Genomic DNA, 19,558 nt, shown 5'->3' on the forward strand with positions numbered 1-19,558 from the left:
TCCCGGCCACGGCGTGCTCAGCGCGCGCCGTGCTGGTGCTGGATCAGGCGCTTGAGGCCGGCGAGGTCGAGCAGGTGTACGTGCTTCTGCTGCACCGCGATCAGCCCGTCCTCCTGGAAGCGCGAGAAGGCGCGCGACACCGTCTCGAGCTTGAGTCCGAGGTAGGAGCCGATCTCCTCGCGCGTCATGCGCAGGTTGAACTCGCTCGGCGAGAAACCGCGCGCCGTGAAGCGCTGCGACATGTTCAGCAGGAAGGCGGCCAGGCGCTCTTCGGCGCGCATCGAGCCGAGCAGCATCATCACGCCGTGATCGCGCACGATCTCGCGGCTCATGACCTTGTGGAACTGAAGTTGCAAGCCCTCGATCTCATGCGACATCTGCTCGAGCTTGTCGTAGGCGATCACGCACACCTCGCTGTCCTCGAGCGCCACCGCGTTGCAGCTGTGGGCCTCGGTGCTGATGCCGTCGAGACCGAGGATCTCGCCGGTCATCTGGAAGCCGGTCACCTGTTCGCGACCGTCCTCGAGCAGCACGTCGGTCTTGAACGAGCCCGCGCGGATCGCGTAGATCGCCTCGAAAGAGTCACCGGCGCGGTAGAGATTGTGCTGGCGCTTGACCTTGCGGCGCGCGCCCACCAGTTCGTCGAGCCGGCTCAGCTCACGATCGGACATTCCGAAGGGGAGGCACAACTCGACGAGGTTGCACTGCGAACAGGCCGATTTGAGCCCATCCACGGTAATTGGCACGCTAGCCCTCATCTGCACGATAATCCTGCTTTCCTGACATTAGAGACGCCTGCGCTGGAGTGGCGGGATTGCTAATCACACCCGTTGACCCAAGTCAACCAACATTACGGAGGCTTCTGCCATTGTTCGGCAGACAGCCCGCCAGCAAGATCATGAAAAGCCAGACCGACCTCATCTTCGACCCGCAACTGATCCGCAAATTCGACATCAACGGGCCGCGCTACACGTCCTATCCCACGGCGGACCGCTTCGTCGAAGCCTTCAATGCAGAGGCGCTGCGGGCCTGGCTGGCCAAGCGGGCGGTGGGCGGCGTAAGCAAACCGCTCTCATTATACTTCCACATCCCCTTCTGCAACACGATCTGCTACTACTGCGCCTGCAACAAGATCATTACCAAGGATCATGGGCGCTCGGCCAAGTACCTGAAATATCTCGCGAAAGAAATCGAGATGCAGGCCGCTTGCCTGGAGGGGAGCCGCCAGGTCACCCAGCTCCACCTCGGCGGGGGCACGCCGACCTTTTTGTCGCACGACGAGATGCGCGAGCTCATGGCGGCGGTGCGCGAGCACTTCACGCTGGTGCCCAACGGCGAATACTCGATCGAGGTCGACCCGCGCAAGGTCGATTTCGACACCGTGAAGCTGCTCGCCGAGCTCGGCTTCAACCGCATGAGCGTGGGCGTGCAGGATTTCGCCGAGGACGTGCAGCAGGCGGTCAATCGTATCCAGAGCTTCGACGAGACCAAGCTGGTCATCGACGCCGCGCGCGCCAACGGCTTCAAATCGGTGAGCATGGACCTGATCTACGGCCTGCCCCGGCAGAACCCGACCAGCTTCGACCGCACGCTCGACCAGGTGCTGGAGATCTCGCCCGACCGCATCTCGCTGTACAGCTACGCTCACCTGCCGGGCCTGTTCAAGCCGCAGCGCCGCATCAACAGCGGCGACATGCCCACGGCCGACACCAAGCTCGCGCTACTGCAGCTCGGCATCCGCCGGCTCACCGAGGCGGGCTACGTGTATATCGGCATGGACCACTTCGCCAAGCCCGACGACGAGCTCACCATCGCCCAGCGCCAGGGCCGCCTGCACCGCAACTTCCAGGGCTATTCCACCCACGCCGAATGCGACCTGCTCGCCTTCGGGGTGTCGGCGATCGGCAAGATCGGTCCGGTGTACGCGCAGAACGTGAAGACGCTCGACGAGTACTACGACGCGCTCGACCGCGACGAGCTGCCGGTGCTGCGCGGCATCGAGCTCACCGCCGACGACCTGCTGCGGCGCGCGATCATCCAGGCGCTGATGTGCCACTTCGAGCTCTCGATGCAGTCGATCGAGATCGCCTACCTGGTCAACTTCCGCGAGTACTTCGCCGAGGAACTCGCCGATCTGCAGGAAATGGAGAAGGCCGGGCTGGTCAAGATCGACGGCGACTGGATCAGCGTGCAGCCCGGCGGCCGCCTGCTGGTGCGCGGCATCGCGATGGTGTTCGACCGCTACCTGCGCGCCGACCGCGAGCGCCAGCGCTACTCGCGGGTGATCTGAACGCCGCACGGATTGCGCACCGCAGCGTAGAATGAGGGCCTCGCATTTCCCGCGGGGCCCTTTTCTTCTTCATGCCCGAAACCGGTTATCTCGCCGTCTTCCTGATCGGCCTGCTCGGCGGCACCCACTGCGTGTCGATGTGCGGCGGCATCGTCGGCGCGCTCAGCATGCAGGTGCAGGTGCCCGGCAGCCGGCCGCAGTGGCCGCTGCACCTGGCCTACAACCTCGGGCGCATCGGCACCTACACCTTGCTCGGTGCCGGTGTCGGCCTGCTCGGCTCGGTCGGCCTGCTCTACGAGGGCATGCTGCCGGTGCAGATGACGCTGTACGTGCTCGCCAACCTGATGCTGGTGGCGCTCGGGCTCTACCTCACCGGCTTCACCCGCCTGCTCGCGCCCATCGAGCGCGTCGGTCACCTGCTGTGGCGGCGCATCCAGCCCGCCACCCGGCGCTTCCTGCCGGCGCGCTCGGTCGGGCAGGCGCTGCCGCTCGGCATGCTGTGGGGCTTCATCCCCTGCGGGCTCACCTATTCCATCCTCGCCACTGCGCTCGTCACCGGATCGGGTGCACGCGGCGCCGGCCTGATGCTGGCCTTCGGGCTGGGCACGCTGCCCAACCTGCTGCTGGCAGGCATGCTCTTCAAACGCTTCCGCGACATCACCCGCCACCCGAGGGTGCGCCTGGCCTCCGGGCTCCTCGTGCTCGGCTTCGGCCTGTTCGGGCTGTACCACGCCCCCTCGCTCGGTGGCGACCTGTGGCGCGGCGTGGTGTGCGTGACCTGAGGGTGCGACGGCACGCCCCTTTCAACCCATCGGGAGTCCTGGATAAATGAACGAAACGACGATCAAGGTCGAAGGCATGAGCTGCGGCGGCTGCGTGAAGAACGTCACCGGCGTGCTGAAGGCGCTGCCCGGCGTGGAGGACGTGCGGGTGTCGCTGGAAGGCGCATCCGCCACCGTGCGCCACGATCCGGCCAAGGTGTCGATCGACGCGTTGCGCGCCGCGGTCGAGGGCGCGGGCTTCGATTCCCCGGCCTGATCGGCAGCCTTAGCCGGGGGCATCGTCGCAGTGCAAGACATTGTGGTTTCCCCCTATAATCCGCGCACAATTTTTCCACGGGAGGGATGTATGGGCTTCGAACAGGTCAGCGCCGGCAAGGACGTGCCGAACGACATCAACGTCATCATCGAGATCTCCGCCCAGGGCGATCCGATCAAGTTCGAGGTGGACAAGGACAGCGGCGCCGTCTTCGTCGACCGCTTCATGGGCACCTCGATGCGCTACCCGCTGAACTACGGCTACGTCCCGCACACCATCGCCGGCGATGGCGACCCGGTCGACGTGCTGGTCGTGACCCCGTTCCCGCTGCAGCCTGGCGTGGTCATCCGCTGCCGTCCGGTCGGCGTGCTGAAGATGGAAGACGACGGCGGTGTCGACGCCAAGGTCGTTGCCGTGCCGGTGTCGAAACTGACCCCGCTGTACGACAAGGTGCAGACCACCGACGACCTGCCCGAGCTGCTGATGAAGCAGACGGTGCATTTCTTCGAGCATTACAAGGACCTCGAGCCCGGCAAATGGGTCAAGGTCCTGGGCTGGGGCACGGTCGAGGATGCCAAGGCCGAGATCGTGAACGGCCTAGCGGCTGCCAAGAAGTAATCCCGGGAACGCACGTTTCCGGATGACCCGGGGCCCACGCATGCGTGGGCCCCGGCCGTTTACGGCGCGAGTGACGTGACACTGACGGGATTGGCAGTGCCTTGTCGGCCATGGGGGCTGATGTGGCAGCCGAGTCGCGGGGCAGGGGCCGGGTTCGCGGCTTGCGCTTCTCCTACAGCGGCTGCCACCTGCGAGGTCTCGTGCAGGAGTGGCGCAAGCCGCGAATGCGGCGGTGATCCGGGGGGCGCCCGCGTCGGTCCCTGCGTGGCCCTGTTCGCGGCTTGCGCCGCTCCTACGGAAACCGGCGTGCCCCGGGCGCGGGATAGAGGCGCGCCGTCAGACGTGCCCCCAGGAGGCCGAGCGGAGACGCCCACACGCGCCGTGACCTGGCATCGTGCTTGCTATCGTCATCGGAGGGCCGCGTCCTGGCAGGGCGCGTGCGAATGAAGAAAACGGGGGATCCATGCTTGCGCTGCTGATGAAGATCAACAAGAACCTGATCCTCGCCATCCCGGTGGCGATGGTGCTCGGCTTCGGCTTCGGGCTGTTCGCGCCGGTCGGCTGGCTGAAGTCGCTGATCGTGCCGCTGACCTTCCTGATGGTCTATCCGATGATGGTCAACCTGAAGCTCTCCAAGGTCCTCGAAGGCGGCGACCTCAAGGCGCAGGCGCTCGCGCAGGCGATCAATTTCGCCCTCATCCCCTTCGTCGCTTACGCGCTCGGCAAGGCCTTCTTCCCCGAGCAGCCGGCCTACGCGCTCGGCCTGCTGCTCGCCGCGCTGCTGCCCACCAGCGGCATGACGATCTCGTGGACCGGCTTTGCCAAGGGCAACCTCGGCGCCGCGGTCAAGATGACGGTGCTCGGGCTCGTCCTCGGCGCGCTCGCCACGCCGCTTTACGTGCGCTGGCTGATGGGCGCCGAGGTGCCGGTCGATATGGGCGCGGTGTTCATGCAGATCGTCGTCATCGTCTTCCTGCCCATGCTGGCGGGGCACTACACGCAGAAATGGCTGGTGGCGCGCCACGGCCAGGCCGCATACCATAAAGAATGGGGGCCGCGCTTCCCGCCCTTCTCCACGCTGGGCGTGCTCGGCATCGTCTTCGTCGCGCTCGCCCTCAAGGCGAAGGACCTCGTGGCCCAGCCGGGCGAACTGATCGTGGTGCTGATACCGCTGCTGTGCCTGTATGCGATCAACTACGTGGTGAGTACCGTGGTGGCGCGTAGCCTGCTGCCCCGCGGCGACGCGATCGCGCTGGTGTTCGGCACGGTCATGCGCAACCTGTCGATCGCGCTCGCGCTGGCGATGAACGTGTTCGGCGCCTCGAGCTCGGGTGCGGCGCTGGTGATCGCGCTCGCCTACATCCTGCAGGTGCAGTCCGCGGCCTGGTATGTGAAGCTCACCGATCGCTTCTTCGGCCCCGCCGCATCCGCGAAGGCGGGGGGCTGAGCGGCGGCGCGGACGGAGCGATCGCGTCTCCGACCGCGTTTCCATGCTCCACGCGGCGACGGGTGGGTCGCCGGCATCTCCGACGCGCGAACACGGTTTGCGCCAAACGACCGCCTCAGCCCGCGACTCAGCCCGGAATTCTCGCCACGTGCAGCAGGTTGGTGCTGCCGCGTTGGCCGAAGGGCAGGCCGGCGATCACCACCACCGCGTCGCCGGCGCAGCCGAAGCCCAGGGTCGACGCCGCGCGTGCGGCGTGCTCGACCATCTCGGCGACGTCATGCACCTCCTCGAAGGGCACCGCATGCACGCCCCACACCAGCGCCAGCCGGCGTGCGGTGGCTGGCTGCGGCGTCAGCGCCAGGATGGGCGCCACCGGACGCTCGCGGCTCGCGCGCAGGGCGCTGAAGCCCGAGCTGGTGTAGGCCACCGTGGCCGCCGGTTCGAGCAGGCCGGCGACGCGGCGCAGCGCGCAGCAGATCGCGTCCGGGGTGTTCGCCGCGGCCGCCGTGTGGCTGGCTTCCAGTCCGGCGCGCCAGGCGGGGTCGCGCTCCACCTCGCAGACGATGCCGTGCATGATGGCCACCGCCTCCACCGGGTACTGGCCCGAGGCCGACTCGGCCGACAGCATCACCGCGTCGGCGCCGTCGTAGATCGCGGTGGCCACGTCCGAGGCCTCGGCGCGGGTGGGCACAGGCGAGGAGATCATCGACTCCAGCATCTGCGTCGCCACCACCACCGGACGGCCGGCTGCGCGTGCGGCCCGCACGATGCGGCGCTGCAGCACCGGCACCTGCTGCGGTGGCAGCTCCACGCCGAGGTCGCCGCGCGCGACCATGACGCCGTCGGCGAGCGCGATGATCGCGTCGAGCGCGTCGATCGCCGCCGGCTTCTCGAGCTTGGCCATGATCCAGGCGCGGTCGCCGATGAGTTCGCGCGCCTCGCGCAGATCCTCGGGGCGCTGCACGAAGGACAGCGCCACCCAGTCCACGCCCAGCGCCAGGCCGAAGTCGAGGTCGGCGCGGTCCTTGGCGGTGAGCGGCGAGATCGGCAGCACCACGCCGGGCACGTTCACGCCCTTGCGGTCGGACAGCGTCCCGCCCACCAGCACGGTGGTGTCGGCGAAGTCGGCGCCGCAGGCGTCCACCCGCAGGCGCAGCTTGCCGTCGTCGAGCAGCAGCTCGGTGCCGGCCTCCAGCGCGGCGAAGATCTCGGGGTGGGGCAGGTTGGCGCGCTTGGCGTCGCCGGCCGTGGGGTCGAGGTCGAGGCGGAAGCGTGCGCCGGGCACCAGGGCGACCTTGCCCTCGGCGAAGCGGCCGACGCGCAGCTTGGGCCCCTGCAGGTCCATCAGCACGCCGATCGGGCGGCCGATCTCGGCCTCGACCGCGCGGATCAGGCGGTAGCGTTCGGCGTGGTCCTCGTGGCTGCCGTGGCTGAAGTTGAGCCGGAACACGTCCGCCCCGGCCTCGGCCAGGGCGCGGATGCGTTCGCGGGTGGAGCTCGCCGGCCCGAGGGTGGCGAGGATGCGGGCGCTGCGTTCGCGTTTCATGTCGGGTCCTCGGCGGTTCAGGCGGCGGATCGGGGGTGGGGGAGGGCGTGTGCGAGCAGGGCGTCGACCCCGGCGCGGGCGACGCGGGCGTCCTCGCCAGCCTTCACGCCGGAGACGCCCACCGCACCGAGCACGCGGCCATCGACCACCACCGGCTCGCCGCCTTCGAGCGGCACCACCGGCATCGCCAGCGCGGCGAAGCGGCCGTTGTTGACCATGTCCTCGAAGGCCTTGCTCGGCTTGCCGCTGAGCACGCAGGTGCGCGCCTTCTCGGGGGCGACGATGGCGCTCATCAGGGGTGCGCCGTCCATGCGCTGCAGCCACAGGGCGTGGCCGCCCGCATCGCAGATTGCGATGCTGACCGCCCAGCCGTTGGTGCGCGCCTCGGCCTCGGCGGCCGCGGCGGCGACGCGGGCGTCGGCCAGGGTGAGTGCGTGGGTGGGGATCATCTGCGGTCTCCGTCTTTCCATCGTTCTTGTGGGGTGGGCGAAGGGCGCGCTCAGCGCTCGCCGAGGTCGGTGAAGCGGATCCACTGCGCGCCCTTCCACAGCACCGTGCGGCCCATCTCGTGGAGCTGTTCGGCGCCCTCGACCACGGACAGGAAGTGGTTGCCGGCGAGCTGGCCCATCTTGCTGGCGAAGCAGCTGCTGCCGTAGGCGAAGAGGATCTCGGTCTCCGAGAGGCCGCCCGGGTAGAGCAGGATGTCGCCGCGCGAGGGGTGGCTGGTGTGGTTCTCGAACCCCAGGCCGGTGTCGAACTCGCCGAGCGGCACCCACACCGCCTCGCCGCTCCAGCGCGAGTGGATCACCTGGTTGGAGAAGGGCAGCAGCTCGAGGAAGGCGGCGCAGGTCTTGGGTGCGGCAGCCTCCTCCATGCGGGCGACGAAGCGGAAGGGGCCGACGTCGATGGCGAGATGGCGCATGGTGTCCTCCTTACTGGCCGATCTCGAAGTTGGCCATCTTCTCCAGCGCGCGCACCATCGCCGAGTGGTCCCACTTCGCACCGCCGTGCGCGCTGCAGGCGTTGAAGAGCTCCTGCGCGGTGGCGGTGTTGGGCAGCGACACGCCGAGCTGGCGCGCGGTGGTCAGCGCGAGGTTGAGGTCCTTCTGGTGCAGCTCGATGCGGAAGCCGGGGTCGAAGGTGCGCTTGACCATGCGCTCGCCGTGCACCTCGAGGATGCGCGAGTTGGCGAAGCCGCCCATCAGCGCCTGGCGCACCTTGGCCGGATCGGCGCCGGCCTTGGCGGCGAGCAGCAGGGCCTCGCCCACCGCCTCGATGTTGAGCGCGACGATGATCTGGTTGGCGACCTTGGTGATCTGGCCGTCGCCGTTGCCGCCGACCAGGGTGATGTTCTTGCCCATCAGATCGAAGATCGGCTTCACCTTGTCGAAGGCGGCCTGGCTGCCGCCGACCATGATGGTGAGCGTCGCCGCCTTGGCGCCGACCTCGCCGCCCGAGACCGGGGCGTCGAGGTATTCGCAGCCGAGCGCGTTGATGCGGGCGGCGAAGTCCTTGGTGGCGACCGGAGAGATCGAGCTCATGTCGACCACGATCTTGCCCTTCGACAGGCCGGCGGCGACGCCTCCGGGGCTGAAGAGCACGTCCTCGACGTGCGGGGTGTCGGGCACCATGGTGATGACGATGTCGGCCTGGCGCGCGACCTCGGCGCCGCTCGCGCAGGGGCGGGCACCGGCCTCGACGAGCACGGCCGGGGTGTCGCCGCGGGTGTGGGTGAAGACGGTGTGGCCGCCCTTGATCAGGTTGCCTGCCATGGGGGTGCCCATGATGCCGAGGCCGATGAATCCGATGTTTGCCATGTTGTTGTCTCCTGGATGTGCTTGAAGCGGTGTCGTTTCGTGTAGGGGCGCCGCAAGGCGCGAATGCGGCGGGTCGAGCCGCGATGCCGCTCGTCGCAGACCGACGGCCCGTTCGCGGCTTGCGCCGCTCCTACGGCGCTTTCGCAAGACCGTGTCGGTCCGTGTAGGAGCGCCGCAAGGCGCGAAGGTCGCTCAGCCGGCGAGCGCCCGGATCCAGCCCAGTCCTTCGCGGGTGCCGGCGGCGGGCTTGTATTCGCAGCCGATCCAGCCCTCGTAGCCGAGCTGGTCGATGAAGCGGAACAGCCAGGCGTAGTTGATCTCGCCGCTGCCCGGCTCGTGGCGGCCCGGGGTGTCGGCGATCTGCATGTGGGCGATCTTCGGCAGGTGCTTCGCGATGGTGTTGGCGAGCTCACCCTCCATGCGCTGCATGTGGTAAAGGTCGTGCTGCAGCCACAGGTTGGGCGAGCCGATCTCCTCGATCAGCGCGATCGCCTGTGCCGTGCGGTTGAGGTAGAAGCCCGGGATGTCGAAGGTGTTGATCGGCTCGACCAGCAGGCGGATGCCGGCTTCCTCCAGCCTGGCGGCGGCGAAGCGCAGGTTGGCGACCAAGGTCGCGTGCACCTTGTCGGCCTCCACGCCGGCCGGCGCGATGCCGGCGAGGCAGTTGAGCTGCTTGCAGCCGAGCGCGGTGGCGTATTCGATCGCGCGTCCGACGCCGTCCTGGAACTCGCCGACACGGTCAGGATGGCAGGCGATGCCGCGCTCCCCACCCTCCCAGTCGCCCGCCGGCAGGTTGTGCAGCACCTGCACGAGGCCGTGCCTGGCCAGGCGTTCGGCGAGCGCGTCCTTGTCGAAGGCGTAGGGGAAGAGGAACTCCACGCCCTTGAAGCCGGCTTCGGCCGCCGCCTGGAAGCGGTCGAGGAAGGGCACTTCGTTGAAGAGCATGGTCAGGTTGGCGTTGAACTTGGGCATTGCTTCGTCTCCGGTTGTCGGTTGCGGACGGGGCGGCCTGCCTGTGCCGTGACGGCCCCGTCCTCGGGGCGGTGCGTTCAGTCGAGCATCGAGATCGCGGTCGGGGCGTCCTCGCCACGTTCGGCGAGTTCCTCGAACTCGTTGATGGCGTCGATCTCGGTCCCCATGGCGATGTTGGTCACGCGTTCGAGGATGATCTCGACCACCACCGGCACGCGGAATTCTTCCATCCACTGCTTCGCCTGTGCGAAGGCGGGCTGGATCTCTTCCGGCGTGCGCACGCGGATCGCCTTGCAGCCCAGGCCCTCGACCACGCCGACGTGATCGACGCCGTAGCCTTCGGTCTCCGGGGCGTTGATGTTCTCGAACGCGAGCTGCACGCAGAAATCCATGTCGAAGCCGCGCTGCGACTGGCGGATCAGGCCGAGGTAGGCATTGTTCACCAGCACGTGGAGGTAGGGCAGCTTGAACTGCGCGCCCACCGCCAGCTCCTCGATCATGAACTGGAAGTCGTAGTCGCCGGAGATCGCCACCACCTTGCGACCCGGGTCGGCCGCGCACACCCCCAGCGCCGCGGGGATGGTCCAGCCGAGCGGGCCGGCCTGGCCGCAGTTGATCCAGTGGCGCGGCTTGTACACATGCAGGAACTGCGCGGCGGCGATCTGCGACAGGCCGATCGTGCTGACGTAGCAGGCGTCCTTGCCGAAGGCGAGGTTCATCTCCTCATACACCCGCTGGGGCTTCATCGGCACCTGGTCGAAGTGCGTCTTGCGCTGCAGCGTGCGCTTGCGCTGCTGGCACTCGGCGACCCAGGCACCGCGATCGGGCAGGGTGCCTGCGGCCTTCATCCCGTGCGCCACCTCGAGCAGGCGGTCGAGCGCCGCGCCCGCATCGGAGACGATGCCGTAGTCCGGGCCGAACACGCGGCCGATCTGGGTGGGCTCGATGTCCACATGCACGAACTTGCGTCCCCTGGTGTACACCTCCACCGAGCCGGTGTGGCGGTTGGCCCAGCGGTTGCCGATGCCGAACACGAAGTCCGATGCCAGCATGGTGGCGTTGCCGTAGCGGTGCGAGGTCTGCAGACCCGCCATGCCGGCCATCAGCGGGTGGTCGTCGGGGATCGCGCCCCAGCCCATCAGGGTCGGGATCACCGGCACGCCGACGAGCTCGGCGAATTCCTGCAATCTGTCTGCGGCGTCGGCGTTGATCACGCCGCCGCCGGCGACGATCAGCGGGCGCTCGGCGGCATTCAGCATGGCCATCGCCTTCTCGGCCTGGGCGCGGGTGGCGGCGGGCTTGTAGGCGCCGAGCGATTCGTAGGTGTCGATGTCGAACTCGATCTCGGCCATCTGCACGTCGAAGGGCAGGTCGATCAGCACCGGGCCGGGACGGCCGGAGCGCATGAGGTGGAAGGCCTGCTGGAACACGCGCGGCACCAGCGCCGGCTCGCGCACGGTCACCGCCCACTTGGTCACCGGCTTGGCGATGGACTCGATGTCGACGGCCTGGAAGTCCTCCTTGTGGAGGCGCGCGCGCGGCGCCTGCCCGGTGATGCACAGGATGGGGACGGAGTCGGCGGAGGCCGAATACAGGCCGGTGATCATGTCCGTGCCGGCCGGGCCCGAGGTACCGATGCACACGCCGATGTTGCCCGGGTTGGCGCGGGTGTAGCCTTCGGCCATGTGCGAGGCGCCCTCGACGTGGCGACCGAGGATGTGCCTGAAGCCGCCGTCCTTCTTCATCGCCGAGTACAGCGGGTTGATCGCGGCGCCGGGCACGCCGAACACGGTGCTCACGCCTTCCTTGCGCATCACCGCGGCGGCGGCGTCGACTGCTCTCATGCGGGCCATCTTCTGTCTCCTTGGGGTGGATGTCCTTGAAACCGATGGACGCAGCATACGGAGCGGGAAGGGCGGCTTGAATTGGGCTGGCAGTCGGTTCTGTAGATACTTAAAGTATCGAGTTGCAGGTTTGATGGCTTCCTCGGGCCGATATCCACGCCCGCTTATGTGCAGTATCGGTACTGGAAATATGGCCGGGACGGGTCGCCGCCGAGAATCGCGACTTGCGTCGCTCCTACCGCCCGCGCGCAAGGCCCCCGGGCGCCGCGCTGTGGGAGCGACGCAAGTCGCGATACGGCGGTAGGAGCGACGCAAGTCGCGATCCGGCGGTCGAGCCGGCGCCCTTCGACCCTGGAGAAGGAGATGGATCGCTACACCGAACTGCGCAGCTTCGTGCTGGTGGCCGAGAAGGGCAGCTTCGCGGCCGCGGCGCTGGTGGAGGGCGTGACCCCGGTGGTCATGGGGCGGCGGCTCGACGCGCTGGAGAAACGCCTCGGGGTCAAGCTGATGCACCGCTCGACGCGCGGCCTGGCGCTGACCGAGCTTGGCGAGCAGCTGCTCGACCAGAGCCGCGCGCTGCTGCGCGAGTTCGACGAACTCGAGCGCGCGGTCGGCGCCGGGCGCGACCTGGTGCGCGGCCATCTGGTGGTGTCCGCGCCCGCCGCCTTCGGCCGCCGCCACGTGGCCCCGCACGCGACCGCCTTCAAGGCCCTGCACCCCGAGCTGCGCATGTCCTTCAACTTCACCGACAGCGTGGTCGACCTCGTGCGCGAGGGCTACGACATGGCGATCCGCATCGGCGAGGTGACCGACCCCAACTACGTCGCCGTGCGCCTGTTCCCCAACCGTCGCGTGGTGTGCGGCACGCCCGACTACTTCGAGCGCCACGGCATCCCGCGTCAGCCCGAGGACCTCGCCCGCCACAACTGCCTCGCCTTCAACCTCGCCGGCGGGCAGCAGCGCGGCTGGTCCTTCCTTCGCGACGGCAGGTTGTTCGCCGTTCGTGTCGAGGGCGACTTGGCCTGCAACGATGGCGAGCTGCTCTACGGCTGGGTCAAGCAAGGTCTGGGCGTGGGCTGGCGCTCGACCTGGGAGATCCAGGCCGAGTTGAAGCGCGGCGAACTGGTCACCGTACTCGACGAGTTCGCGGTGCCGAGCTACGACATCCAGGCGGTGTATCCGCAGCAGCGTCATCTGCCGGCGAAGGTGCGGCGTTTCATCGAGCACCTCAGGGCGAGCTACAACCGGCCGGGGTATTGGGAAGAATGAGGGGAAGAACGAGGGGAAGAACGAGGGGAAGGGTGAGGCAGGGAATCAGGGGCGCGGCAGGCAGGACTGCAGCTCGCGGCGGCACAGGTTCGCGAGCATCTTCGCCGCGCTGCCGAGCGGCACGCCACGCAGGGTCATCAGGCCGAGCGGCATGGTGGGCGGCAGCGGCTGCAGTGCGAGCGGGCGCAGGCCGACGCCGACCTGAGCATCGGTCACCAGCACCTTCGGGCCGTAGCCGATGAGGTCGTTGCGGCGGACCATGTCGAGGATGAGGTAGGGCGAGGAGCAGTGCAGGATGCGGGTCGGCGCCCGGAAACCCCGGGCGCGCAGCCACCCGACCAGGTTCATGCTCTGGCTGCCGGCGGAGAGGTTGAGCACCCATTCGGCGTCGGCCACCGTGTTCCAGTCGCGCGCTTCGGCCAGCGGGTGCGTGGTGCGCACCATCGGCACCGCGTCGATGTCGGCCAGGGGTTCGAACTCGATCTCGTAGGGCAGGTCCTGCGGAGAGGCGAGCGCGATCGCGAAGTCGATCTTGCCCTCGATCAGCCCGGGCAAGGCCTGCACCAGCAAGCCCTCGTGGAAGGTCAGCTCGGCGTCCGGCTGTGCCTTGCGGAACGCGGAAAGCACGGCCGGCAGCACCGTCGCCGTCAGCAGCGGCGTGATCGCCGCCTTTACATGCGCGCCCGCACCCCCCCGCATCTGGCGGATCTCCGCGCGCGCCTTGTCGATCGTCGCCAGCACCAGGCGGGCGCGCACGAGCAGTGCGCTGCCCTCGGGCGTGAAGCCGATGCCCTTGTAGCTGCGCTGCAGCAGCTCCGCACCGACGTCCTCTTCGAGCTCGCGCAGCGCCTTGGTCAGCGCGCTCTGGCTCAGGTTCATGGCGCGGGCCGCGGCGCGGATCGAACCGCTTTCGGCGACCTGAACGAGTGCCTTGAGCTGGTGGTCCTTCATGGTTCATGTGACCCCTGAAAGTTGTCATCCAGGAAAAAATATCGCCTTACGGTGTTCGGTGCAAGTTCCTATTATCTGGACATGAGCTAAATCTATGGTGAGCCGGATGACGACCCAGGAAGCACTCGCACACGAGATCGATGCGGAGCAGATGAAGCGGTGGCGCCATGCCATCCATCGCAACCCCGAGCTGGGCTTCGAGGAGCACGCCACCAGCGCGCTCGTCGCCGAGCAGCTGCGCGCCTGGGGCTACGAGGTGCACACCGGCATCGCCGTCACCGGCGTGGTGGGGGTGCTGCGGGTGGGCGATGGAAGCGGGCGCACGATCGGGCTGCGTGCCGACATGGACGCCATCCCGGTGCAGGAGATGACCGGCCTGCCGTGGGCCAGCATCGTTCCGGGCAAGATGCACGGCTGCGGCCACGACGGCCATACCGCCATGCTGCTCGGCGCGGCGCGGGCGCTCGCCGCGCGGGTGAAGGGCGGGGCACTGCAGGGTGACGGCACGCTGGTGCTGATCTTCCAGCCCGCCGAGGAGCTCGGTGGCGGCGGCGGCGCGCGGCGCATGATCGAAGACGGCCTCTTCGAACGCTTCCCCTGCGATGCGATCTTCGGCATGCATAACTTTCCCGGCATCCCGGTCGGCCAGGTCCATGTTCGCCCGGGCGCCTTCATGGCCTCGTCCGACAAGGTGCTGATCCGCTTCATCGGCCGCGGCGGGCACGGCGGCATGCCGCACATGGCGGTCGATCCGACCCTGCCGGCGGCGGCGACGGTGCTCGGGCTGCAGTCCATCGTCGGGCGCAACGTCAATCCCAACCTCGCCGCGGTGATCAGCGTCGGCCGCCTCCAGGCGGGCGCGGCCTACAACGTCATCGCCGAATCCGCCGAGCTCGAGTTGAGCGTGCGTACCCTCGATCCCGAGGTCCGCGACCTGGTCGAGCGCCGCATCCGCGAGCTCGCCGAAAACCAGGCGCGTGCCTATGGCTGCAAGACGGAGATCCGCTACGAGCGCGGCTACCCGGTGCTGGACAACGCCGCCCGGCCCACCGCCTTTGCGGTCGAGGTCGCGCGCCAGACCTTCGGCGCCGAGCACGTGGTGGCCGATGCCCAGCCGCTCACCGGCAGCGAGGATTTCGCCTTCCTGCTCGAGCGGGTGCCGGGTTGCTACCTGCTGGTCGGCAACGGCGACAACGGCCACGCCGAGGGCCGGTGGTCGGGCGAATGCATGGTCCACAACCCGCACTACGATTTCAACGATGCCTGCCTCGCGGTGGGTGCCCGGCTGTGGATCGGCCTGGTCGAGCAGTACTTCCATAACTAGATCCTGCAAGGAGACACCATGAAACTCAGCAAGCTGTTCGCCACCCTGTCCGCCGGACTCGTCCTCGCCACCGCTGCCGGTCTTCCCGCCGCCCAGGCCGCCACCACCCTGACCATGTCGAGCTGGGTGTCGCCCACCCACTTCCTCACCCCCGAGGTCTTCCAGCCCTGGATCGAGGACGTCAAGCGCGTCACCGAAGGCCGCGTCGACGTCCGCATCCTGCCCAAGCCGGTGGGCGCTCCTGCCCAGCACTGGGAGCTGGCGCGCAAGGGCGTGGCCGACATCACCTGGGGCAACTTCACCTACGAGCCGGATCGCTTCAAGGCGGTGTGGTTCTCGGAGATGCCCTTCATCGGCACCAAAGCCGAGGCGTCCTCGGTGGCGCTGTGGGAAACCTACGAGAAATACCTCGCCGGCAAGCCGGCCTTCGAGGGCGTGGTCATGCTCGGCGTCGGGCTCTTCGGCGGCGGCCAGATTCACCACGGCAGCAAGAACATCGTCGAGCCCGACGACCTCAAGAACCAGAAGGTGCGCATGGGCGGCCCGATCCAGAAGCGCCTGCTCGAGGATCTGGGCGCGGTGGCGGTCGCCGGCCCCGGCCCGAAGGCCTACGAGCTGCTCGAGAGCGGGGTGGTCGATGCGTCGCTTCACACCATCGAGTCGGTCATCAACTTCCGCGTCGAGGACAAGCTCAAGCATCACACCATCGTCCCGGGCGGCTTCTACGACGCGAGCTTCTTCGTCGTCATCAACGAGGGCAAGTGGAACAAGCTCTCCGAGGCCGACCGCAAGGCGATCATGAGCGTCTCCGGCGAGAAGCTGTCGCGCCTGTGGGGCCAGCGCTTCGATGCGCAGAACAAGGCCGGCGAGGCCAAGCTGCGCGCCGAGGGCCATGTCTTCAACGCGCCCTCGAAGGCGCTGTTCGAGCGCATCGGCGCGGTGCGCGAGCGCATGCTCGCCGACTGGGCGGCCGAAGGCCCGAGCTTCGGTGTCGACAAGCCGATGGAGATGCTCGAGTTCTTCGAGCAGCGCTACAAGGCCCACGCCGGCAAGTGACCGCTGCTTGATCCCGGAGGTGGCCGGCCCGGACCGGCCACTCCCACATGGAGAGACACATGGACGCGTATCTGTCCCGCATCCGCAAGGGCGTCGAGGCGCTGCTCATCCTGACCCTGGCGGGCATGGTGCTGCTGACCTTCATCGACGTCATCGGCCGCCGCCTGTTCGGCGCGCCGCTCTACGGCGCGCACGACGCCACCGAGCATCTGATGGCGATCATGGTGTTCTGCGGCCTGCCGCTGCTTACCGCGGCGCGCGGCCACCTCACCGTCGATCTGTTCGACAAGTGGCTGCTACGCCCGGGCTGGGTGTGGTGGCACCGGCTGGTGTCGGCGCTGGTGGCGCTGGTGCTGCTGCTGATCGCCTACGAGTTCCTGAACTCGGCCATCGAGGCCGGCAAGATCCAGGAGATCAGCCAGTCGCTGTCGATCCCGCGCGGCGGCATGTATGGCTTCATCGCCTTCACCTCGCTGCTGTCGGCCCTGGCCGCGTTGCTGGGCTGTTTTGCCGCGCCGCCCTCGCATCCCGTCACCGTCCAGTCCCACGCCACCCAGGAGCGTGCCAAATGACCGTCGGACTTCTTTCCCTACTGGCCGTGCTGGTGCTGGCATTCCTGCGCGTGCCGCTCGCCTTCGCGCTGCTGTCGGTGTCGCTCGGCGGCATCGGTGTGGTCATGGGCTGGGACGTCGCGCGTTCGCTGGTGCCGATGACGATCTCGGAGGCGGTGTTCTCCTACGAGCTGGCCGTGGTGCCGATGTTCATCCTGATGGGCAACATCCTCGCCCGTACCGGGATTTCGGATGACCTCTTCCGCGCTGCCAACGCCTTCCTCGGGCCGGTGCGAGGCGGGCTCGCGCTGTCGACCATGGTCACCTGTGCCGGCTTCAGCGCGGTGTGCGGCTCCAGCCTGGCGACCGCGGCCACGATGTCGAAGGTCGCCTACCCGAGCATGAAGCGCTACGGCTATTCCGACGCGCTCGCCTCGGCCACCATCGCCGCCGGCGGCACGCTCGGCATCCTCATCCCGCCCTCGATCATCCTGATGATCTACGGCATCCTGACCCAGACCAACATCGGCCACCTGTTCGTCGCTGGCGTGGTCCCCGGGCTGCTCGGGCTGCTGATGTACCTCCTGGTGATCTATGCGGTCGCCCGCATCAGCCCGCAGGATGCGCCGCGCGGCGAGCGCACCACGATGGCCGAGAAGCTGCACGCGCTGCGCGGGGTGTGGCCCTTCACGCTGCTCTTCGTGCTCATCATCGGCGGCCTCTACGGCAAGCTCTTCACTGCAACCGAGGCGGCGGGCATGGGTGCGGGCCTGGCGCTGATCCTCTCGATGGTGCAGGGGCGCATGAGCTGGCAGGACTTCCGCCATATCTTCATCGAGACCGCGACCACCTCGGTGATGCTGTATTCGGTGCTGTTCGGTGCGCTGCTGTTCGCCAAGCTGATCTCGTTCTCGGGCCTGGGCGAGGGCATCCTCGAGCTCTTCAACCAGGCGGGCCTCGGCCCCTGGGGCACCATCGTCGCGATCCTGGTCGTGTTCCTGCTGCTGGGCTGCGTGATGGATTCGCTGGCCATCATCCTGATCTGCGTGCCCCTGTTCGTGCCCATCCTGCTCGCCCACGGCTTCGACCTGGTGTGGTTCGGAATCATCGTCGTCGTCGTGACCGAGATCGCGCTGATCACGCCGCCGATCGGCATGAACGTGTTCGTGCTCAAGGCCACGCTGCCCCACGTGCGGCTCGGCGCGATCTTCCGCGGCCTCACGCCCTTCATCGCGATCGACCTGGTGCGGCTGGCGCTGCTGGTGATCTTCCCGTCGATCTCGCTGGCGCTGGTGGCGTTCATGAAATAGTTTGAAAGCGGGCGCGACCGACGCTTTCCAGGTCGGCCGCGCCCGTTGCGCGTGATCGTGGCCGGCCTTCCCCACCCCTTGCTCAGAGAGAATCCAAAATGAAAACATCCAGGCGAACATTCACGATGCTGCGCCTTGCCGCGGCCCTTGCCCTGCTCGGCCAGGGCGCTGCCGCCTCCGCCCAGGCGCTCGACGACGCCACCCTGCAGGCGCTCGCCACCCGCTTCGACGCCATCCAGCCGCGCATGGTGGAATGGCGGCGTGACATCCACCAGCACCCCGAACTGTCCGGCCAGGAGGTGCGCACTGCGGCGCTGGTCGCCGAGCACCTGCGCAAGCTCGGCATGGAGGTGCGCACCGGCGTCGGCGGCCACGGCGTGGTCGGCCTGCTCCAGGGCGGGCGGCCGGGCAAGGTCGTCGCGCTGCGCGCCGACATGGACGCGCTGCCGGTGGCCGAGGTCACCGGGCTGCCCTTCGCCTCCCAGGTCAGGCAGATGAACATGGGCGTGGAGTCGTCGGTGATGCACGCCTGTGGCCACGACGGCCACACCGCGATGCTGATGGCGGTGGCCGAGGTGCTGGCGGGCATGCGCGAGCAGATCCCGGGCACGGTCAAGTTCGTCTTCCAGCCCTCTGAAGAAGGCCTCTCGTCGGCGCCGGTAGCCGGCAAGAGCTGGGGCGCCAAGGCCATGGTGGAGGAGGGCGCGCTCGACAACCCGCGCCCCGACGTCGCCTTCGCGCTGCACATCATCCCCAACATGCCCTCGGGCATGATCGGGTACCGCAGCGGCCCGCAGTTCGCCAGCGGCGACACCGTGCGCATCAAGATCAAGGGCAAGCAGACCCACGGCGGCTTCCCGTGGAACGGTGTCGATCCGATCGTCGTCTCCGCCCAGGTCGTCACCGCGCTGCAGACCATCGTCAGCCGCCAGCTCAACATCAGCAAGGAGCCGGCGGTGCTGTCGATCGGCCAGATCAGCGGCGGCAACCGCGAGAACATCGTCCCCGAGGCGGTGGAGATGGTGGGCACGCTGCGCGCCTTCGACGAGGCCATGCGCGCCGACGCCAAGGAGCGCATCACGCGCACCGCCGAGTCGATCGCCAGCGCGAGCGGCGCCACCGCCGAGGTCAGCTTCGGTCCGTCCGCCTATCCGGTGACGACCAACCCCGAGGCGCTCACCGAGATGATGGCCCCGGTGCTGAAGAAGGTGAGCGGTGGCAAGGCCATGCAGACCTCGCGCCTGATGGCCTCGGAGGATTTCTCCGAGTTCCAGAAGGTGGTGCCGGGCCTGTACATCATCCTGGGCGCGGCGCCCGAAGGTAAGACGCCGGCCACCGCGGCGCCCAACCACAACCCGGCCTTCGACTTCGACGAGGCGGCGATGCCGGCCGGTGCGAAGGCGATGGCGGCGATGACGCTCGAGTTCCTGGCAAAGCCCTGAGCGGCCTTCGCGTCGTCCGCTGCAACGCAAACGGGGGCCAGCGGCCCCCGTTCTTCATGCTGCGTGCGCCGTGTTGGGCAGCG

At 68.2% G+C, this 19,558-nt stretch carries 19 protein-coding genes; 11 read left to right on the forward strand and 8 right to left on the reverse strand.

Annotated elements, in window-relative coordinates; translation table 11 throughout:
• Positions 1 to 17: 17 nt before the first annotated feature.
• Positions 18 to 758, reverse strand: coding sequence for a fumarate/nitrate reduction transcriptional regulator Fnr (gene fnr / locus TMZ1T_RS06310; protein ID WP_012584949.1), 741 nt, complete (start codon positions 756 to 758; stop codon positions 18 to 20).
• A gap of 140 nt (positions 759 to 898) precedes the next feature.
• On the opposite strand from fnr, the gene hemN reads away from it, so the two are divergent.
• The 5 genes from hemN (at position 899) to TMZ1T_RS06335 (ending at position 5,393) form a co-directional block, all read left to right on the forward strand.
• On the forward strand, positions 899 to 2,290 hold the full coding sequence (hemN, locus tag TMZ1T_RS06315) for an oxygen-independent coproporphyrinogen III oxidase (RefSeq protein ID WP_040828717.1): 1,392 nt from the start codon (positions 899 to 901) through the stop codon (positions 2,288 to 2,290).
• Between the two features lie 71 nt (positions 2,291 to 2,361).
• Complete coding sequence (locus tag TMZ1T_RS06320; RefSeq protein ID WP_004303762.1) at positions 2,362 to 3,072, forward strand: sulfite exporter TauE/SafE family protein; 711 nt, start codon at positions 2,362 to 2,364, stop codon at positions 3,070 to 3,072.
• 46 nt (positions 3,073 to 3,118) lie between these two features.
• Positions 3,119 to 3,328 carry a heavy-metal-associated domain-containing protein gene (locus tag TMZ1T_RS06325; RefSeq protein WP_004303763.1) on the forward strand — a complete coding sequence of 70 codons (210 nt, stop codon included), beginning with the start codon at positions 3,119 to 3,121 and terminating at the stop codon, positions 3,326 to 3,328.
• A gap of 90 nt (positions 3,329 to 3,418) precedes the next feature.
• Entirely contained in the window at positions 3,419 to 3,946 is a 528-nt protein-coding gene (gene ppa, locus TMZ1T_RS06330; RefSeq protein WP_004303764.1) for an inorganic diphosphatase, read from the forward strand.
• Positions 3,947 to 4,409: 463 nt separating this feature from the next.
• A complete protein-coding gene (locus TMZ1T_RS06335; protein WP_012584950.1) occupies positions 4,410 to 5,393 on the forward strand; it encodes an arsenic resistance protein in 984 nt (327 codons plus the stop codon).
• Between the two features lie 127 nt (positions 5,394 to 5,520).
• Here the strand turns inward: TMZ1T_RS06335 and pyk are convergent, their stop codons facing one another.
• The 6 genes from pyk to gcl all read right to left on the reverse strand — a co-directional run bounded on the left by pyk (position 5,521) and on the right by gcl (position 11,581).
• Positions 5,521 to 6,939, reverse strand: a complete 1,419-nt coding sequence (gene pyk / locus TMZ1T_RS06340) for a pyruvate kinase (RefSeq protein ID WP_004303769.1) — start codon at positions 6,937 to 6,939, stop codon at positions 5,521 to 5,523.
• A 17-nt stretch (positions 6,940 to 6,956) separates the two neighbouring features.
• A complete protein-coding gene (locus TMZ1T_RS06345) occupies positions 6,957 to 7,388 on the reverse strand; it encodes a GlcG/HbpS family heme-binding protein (protein WP_004303771.1) in 432 nt (143 codons plus the stop codon).
• A gap of 50 nt (positions 7,389 to 7,438) precedes the next feature.
• Complete coding sequence (locus tag TMZ1T_RS06350) at positions 7,439 to 7,861, reverse strand: DUF3830 family protein (RefSeq protein WP_004303772.1); 423 nt, start codon at positions 7,859 to 7,861, stop codon at positions 7,439 to 7,441.
• A 10-nt stretch (positions 7,862 to 7,871) separates the two neighbouring features.
• Positions 7,872 to 8,756: a 2-hydroxy-3-oxopropionate reductase gene (locus tag TMZ1T_RS06355; protein WP_012584951.1), complete on the reverse strand. Its 885-nt coding sequence runs from the start codon at positions 8,754 to 8,756 to the stop codon at positions 7,872 to 7,874.
• 192 nt (positions 8,757 to 8,948) lie between these two features.
• On the reverse strand, positions 8,949 to 9,728 hold the full coding sequence (hyi, locus tag TMZ1T_RS06360; protein WP_004303776.1) for a hydroxypyruvate isomerase: 780 nt from the start codon (positions 9,726 to 9,728) through the stop codon (positions 8,949 to 8,951).
• Between the two features lie 77 nt (positions 9,729 to 9,805).
• Positions 9,806 to 11,581, reverse strand: coding sequence for a glyoxylate carboligase (gcl, locus tag TMZ1T_RS06365; protein WP_004303778.1), 1,776 nt, complete (start codon positions 11,579 to 11,581; stop codon positions 9,806 to 9,808).
• 354 nt (positions 11,582 to 11,935) lie between these two features.
• On the opposite strand from gcl, the gene TMZ1T_RS06370 reads away from it, so the two are divergent.
• Entirely contained in the window at positions 11,936 to 12,841 is a 906-nt protein-coding gene (locus tag TMZ1T_RS06370; protein WP_012584952.1) for a LysR family transcriptional regulator, read from the forward strand.
• 45 nt (positions 12,842 to 12,886) lie between these two features.
• On the opposite strand, the gene TMZ1T_RS06375 is transcribed toward TMZ1T_RS06370, so the two are convergent.
• Positions 12,887 to 13,792, reverse strand: coding sequence for a LysR family transcriptional regulator (locus tag TMZ1T_RS06375; RefSeq protein ID WP_012584953.1), 906 nt, complete (start codon positions 13,790 to 13,792; stop codon positions 12,887 to 12,889).
• Positions 13,793 to 13,886: 94 nt separating this feature from the next.
• Between TMZ1T_RS06375 and TMZ1T_RS06380 the strand changes: the two genes are divergently transcribed.
• The 5 genes from TMZ1T_RS06380 (at position 13,887) to TMZ1T_RS06400 (ending at position 19,475) form a co-directional block, all read left to right on the forward strand.
• Positions 13,887 to 15,116: a M20 aminoacylase family protein gene (locus tag TMZ1T_RS06380; protein WP_012584954.1), complete on the forward strand. Its 1,230-nt coding sequence runs from the start codon at positions 13,887 to 13,889 to the stop codon at positions 15,114 to 15,116.
• Between the two features lie 18 nt (positions 15,117 to 15,134).
• On the forward strand, positions 15,135 to 16,172 hold the full coding sequence (locus tag TMZ1T_RS06385; RefSeq protein ID WP_004303785.1) for a TRAP transporter substrate-binding protein: 1,038 nt from the start codon (positions 15,135 to 15,137) through the stop codon (positions 16,170 to 16,172).
• Between the two features lie 59 nt (positions 16,173 to 16,231).
• Positions 16,232 to 16,744 carry a TRAP transporter small permease gene (locus tag TMZ1T_RS06390; RefSeq protein WP_004303787.1) on the forward strand — a complete coding sequence of 171 codons (513 nt, stop codon included), beginning with the start codon at positions 16,232 to 16,234 and terminating at the stop codon, positions 16,742 to 16,744.
• The gene (locus tag TMZ1T_RS06395; protein ID WP_004303790.1) at positions 16,741 to 18,033 is read left to right on the forward strand and encodes a TRAP transporter large permease; all 1,293 of its coding nucleotides are present in this window, start codon (positions 16,741 to 16,743) and stop codon (positions 18,031 to 18,033) included. Before TMZ1T_RS06390 ends, TMZ1T_RS06395 begins: the two co-directional genes overlap by 4 nt.
• Positions 18,034 to 18,158: 125 nt before the next feature.
• Positions 18,159 to 19,475: an amidohydrolase gene (locus tag TMZ1T_RS06400; RefSeq protein WP_187283029.1), complete on the forward strand. Its 1,317-nt coding sequence runs from the start codon at positions 18,159 to 18,161 to the stop codon at positions 19,473 to 19,475.
• Positions 19,476 to 19,558 lie beyond the last annotated feature (83 nt).

The sequence above is a fragment of the Thauera aminoaromatica genome (assembly GCF_000021765.1).
Lineage (GTDB): Bacteria > Pseudomonadota > Gammaproteobacteria > Burkholderiales > Rhodocyclaceae > Thauera > Thauera aminoaromatica.

Coding starts and splice junctions, on each gene's coding strand:
- TMZ1T_RS06390 (WP_004303787.1), top strand. CDS start 16,232: ATGGACGCGTATCTGTCCCGCATCCGCAAGGGCGTCGAGGCGCTGCTC.
- gcl (WP_004303778.1), bottom strand. CDS start 11,581: ATGGCCCGCATGAGAGCAGTCGACGCCGCCGCCGCGGTGATGCGCAAG.
- TMZ1T_RS06380 (WP_012584954.1), top strand. CDS start 13,887: ATGGTGAGCCGGATGACGACCCAGGAAGCACTCGCACACGAGATCGAT.
- TMZ1T_RS06370 (WP_012584952.1), top strand. CDS start 11,936: ATGGATCGCTACACCGAACTGCGCAGCTTCGTGCTGGTGGCCGAGAAG.
- TMZ1T_RS06355 (WP_012584951.1), bottom strand. CDS start 8,756: ATGGCAAACATCGGATTCATCGGCCTCGGCATCATGGGCACCCCCATG.
- TMZ1T_RS06350 (WP_004303772.1), bottom strand. CDS start 7,861: ATGCGCCATCTCGCCATCGACGTCGGCCCCTTCCGCTTCGTCGCCCGC.
- hemN (WP_040828717.1), top strand. CDS start 899: ATGAAAAGCCAGACCGACCTCATCTTCGACCCGCAACTGATCCGCAAA.
- hyi (WP_004303776.1), bottom strand. CDS start 9,728: ATGCCCAAGTTCAACGCCAACCTGACCATGCTCTTCAACGAAGTGCCC.
- TMZ1T_RS06400 (WP_187283029.1), top strand. CDS start 18,159: ATGCTGCGCCTTGCCGCGGCCCTTGCCCTGCTCGGCCAGGGCGCTGCC.
- TMZ1T_RS06335 (WP_012584950.1), top strand. CDS start 4,410: ATGCTTGCGCTGCTGATGAAGATCAACAAGAACCTGATCCTCGCCATC.
- TMZ1T_RS06375 (WP_012584953.1), bottom strand. CDS start 13,792: ATGAAGGACCACCAGCTCAAGGCACTCGTTCAGGTCGCCGAAAGCGGT.
- fnr (WP_012584949.1), bottom strand. CDS start 758: ATGAGGGCTAGCGTGCCAATTACCGTGGATGGGCTCAAATCGGCCTGT.
- TMZ1T_RS06385 (WP_004303785.1), top strand. CDS start 15,135: ATGAAACTCAGCAAGCTGTTCGCCACCCTGTCCGCCGGACTCGTCCTC.
- TMZ1T_RS06320 (WP_004303762.1), top strand. CDS start 2,362: ATGCCCGAAACCGGTTATCTCGCCGTCTTCCTGATCGGCCTGCTCGGC.
- TMZ1T_RS06395 (WP_004303790.1), top strand. CDS start 16,741: ATGACCGTCGGACTTCTTTCCCTACTGGCCGTGCTGGTGCTGGCATTC.
- pyk (WP_004303769.1), bottom strand. CDS start 6,939: ATGAAACGCGAACGCAGCGCCCGCATCCTCGCCACCCTCGGGCCGGCG.
- ppa (WP_004303764.1), top strand. CDS start 3,419: ATGGGCTTCGAACAGGTCAGCGCCGGCAAGGACGTGCCGAACGACATC.
- TMZ1T_RS06345 (WP_004303771.1), bottom strand. CDS start 7,388: ATGATCCCCACCCACGCACTCACCCTGGCCGACGCCCGCGTCGCCGCC.
- TMZ1T_RS06325 (WP_004303763.1), top strand. CDS start 3,119: ATGAACGAAACGACGATCAAGGTCGAAGGCATGAGCTGCGGCGGCTGC.